Origin of the sequence: Halobacillus sp. BBL2006 (assembly GCF_000786645.1) — a bacterium.
In the GTDB taxonomy this organism is placed as follows: Bacteria; Bacillota; Bacilli; order Bacillales; family Halobacillaceae; genus Halobacillus.
On the sequence record NZ_JRNX01000874.1, the window covers coordinates 1 to 1,964 of the forward strand.

Annotated in this window: 3 protein-coding genes; 2 read left to right on the top strand and 1 reads right to left on the bottom strand. The window is 42.5% G+C overall.

Features of this window, described 5'->3' with window-relative positions; all coding sequences use genetic code 11:
- The coding region (locus tag LD39_RS20650) for a carbohydrate ABC transporter permease (RefSeq protein WP_035553185.1) at positions 1-510 on the top strand (510 nt) is incomplete at its 5' end.
- A gap of 255 nt (positions 511-765) precedes the next feature.
- On the opposite strand, the gene LD39_RS20655 is transcribed toward LD39_RS20650, so the two are convergent.
- Positions 766-1,113, bottom strand: coding sequence for a general stress protein (locus tag LD39_RS20655; protein WP_035553188.1), 348 nt, complete (start codon positions 1,111-1,113; stop codon positions 766-768).
- A 131-nt stretch (positions 1,114-1,244) separates the two neighbouring features.
- On the opposite strand from LD39_RS20655, the gene LD39_RS20660 reads away from it, so the two are divergent.
- Positions 1,245-1,964 (top strand): DUF1028 domain-containing protein (locus tag LD39_RS20660; protein WP_035553190.1); only part of this gene is annotated, 720 nt, incomplete at its 3' end.

The window sequence follows — 1,964 nt, forward strand, 5'->3', positions numbered from 1 at the left end:
CTTTTTTATTATTTTGTCAGTGCCATGTTTGTCCCTTTTCCAATCATCATGCTTCCGATCGTCAAACAAACGGCGATTTGGAATTTGGACAATCCGATTGGTTTAACATTGTTATATGTCGTGTATGGGCTAGCCTTTAATGTATTCATCTACGTTGGCTATATTAAGTCCATTCCTAAGGAATTGGAGGAAGCGGCAATTATGGACGGGGCCAGCACTTGGAAGGTATTTTGGAAAGTTATTTTCCCTTTGCTGACACCTATGAATGCGACTGTAGGGATTCTCACCTGTCTATGGGCATGGAATGATTTTATGTTGCCGCTTGTCATTCTGAGTGATCCGGACTTTGCTACATTGCCGCTTGTACAATATATTTTCCAAACCGAGTTCAGCACGAATTACAATTTGGCTTTTGCTTCCTACTTGATGGCCCTGGCGCCGATGATCCTAGTTTACGTCATCGCACAGAAATGGATAATCAGCGGGGTTATGAAAGGTTCGATCAAATAAACGAAGGAAAGACGTCTTCTTACGAAAGGCGTCTTTTATTATGAATATTTTTTCGCTGATATATCAAATTTTCCGCTGATATATATCAGCATTTACCGATATAAATGGGTATTCGCTGATAAAATACTATTTTCGCCGATTAACGTACAATGGCATATAGAATTCTTATCAGCCCTATATAGAGGGTTCTATTTCTCTAGATAAATAAAAAAGAGCCCGCCGTTTACTAATGGCAAGCTCGAAGTGATGATTATATTAAAGAACGCTTTGTGCTTTTTCTATATCTGTAACGATCAGTAGAACTTTTCCTTCGTCCATGTCTTCCTCATATTCTTCTGCCTCATGTTGAGAAAAGCCGATCTCCTGAAGCTTCGTTCTCAGCTCATCGCCTTGTTTACTGAATATATTGGAGACGACCTTTTTGAAATCTTGCTCGGACAGGCCGATTGTATTCGCGTTCACGTTACTCGCAATCCGATCCGTACGGTCATCATCGTGAGACAAAATATAAATGTCCTTATTATCAATCCCCTGATTTTTCAGTGACGTGACGTCTTGCATTAGTTTTTCATCATTCGTGTATTCGCGTAACAGTGGTTTCATTTCGATCCTCTCCTTTTTGTAAGGTACATTTCATGTAATACCCGTTATTTTTACCAAAAAACATCCAAATGCTCTATCAATACAAGGAGGATTTTGTGGGAAAAAGTCGAATGGAACTATTATTGGAGGGGATGGGATTGAAAAAGAATCAACCGATTGTTGCAACATTTTCCATTGTAGGGTGCGACCCTGAAACAGGTGAAGTAGGTGTCGCAGTCCAATCAAAGTTTTTAGGCGTAGGATCCGTCGTCCCATGGGCGAAAGCAGGCGTAGGTGCTATAGCAACTCAAGCATTTGCAAACCCGGCGTACGGACCAGAGGGACTGCGTTTCTTGAAAGAAGGGAAGAGTGTCGATGAAGTGATCCAAAGCCTCACATCGAGTGATGAGGATTTTGAGCATAGACAAGTGGGTGTCATTGATGCAAATGGAAACGCGGCGACATTTACAGGTAAGGAGTGTTATGACTGGGCCGGAGGTATCACCGGTGAAAACTATGCGGCTCAAGGAAACATTCTCGTAAATAAAGAAACAGTCACTCACATGGGAGAAACGTTTGAATCCTCTCAAGGACCGTTGGCGGATCGTCTGCTGGCAGGGTTGAAGGCAGCACAGGTGGCCGGCGGTGACAGTCGAGGAAAACAATCGGCTGCCCTGTATGTTGTAAAAGAAAATGGAGGCTACGGAGGGTTGAGTGATGTGTTTGTCGACTTAAGAGTAGACGATCATCCTGAGCCCATTCAAGAGCTAGAAAGAATTTATCAGCTTCAGCAGCTTTATTTTGGGGACACAAATCCCGCTGATGTTAAAAAAGTAGAGGGAGAAGTTGAAAAACACCTTCGTCAGTGGCTG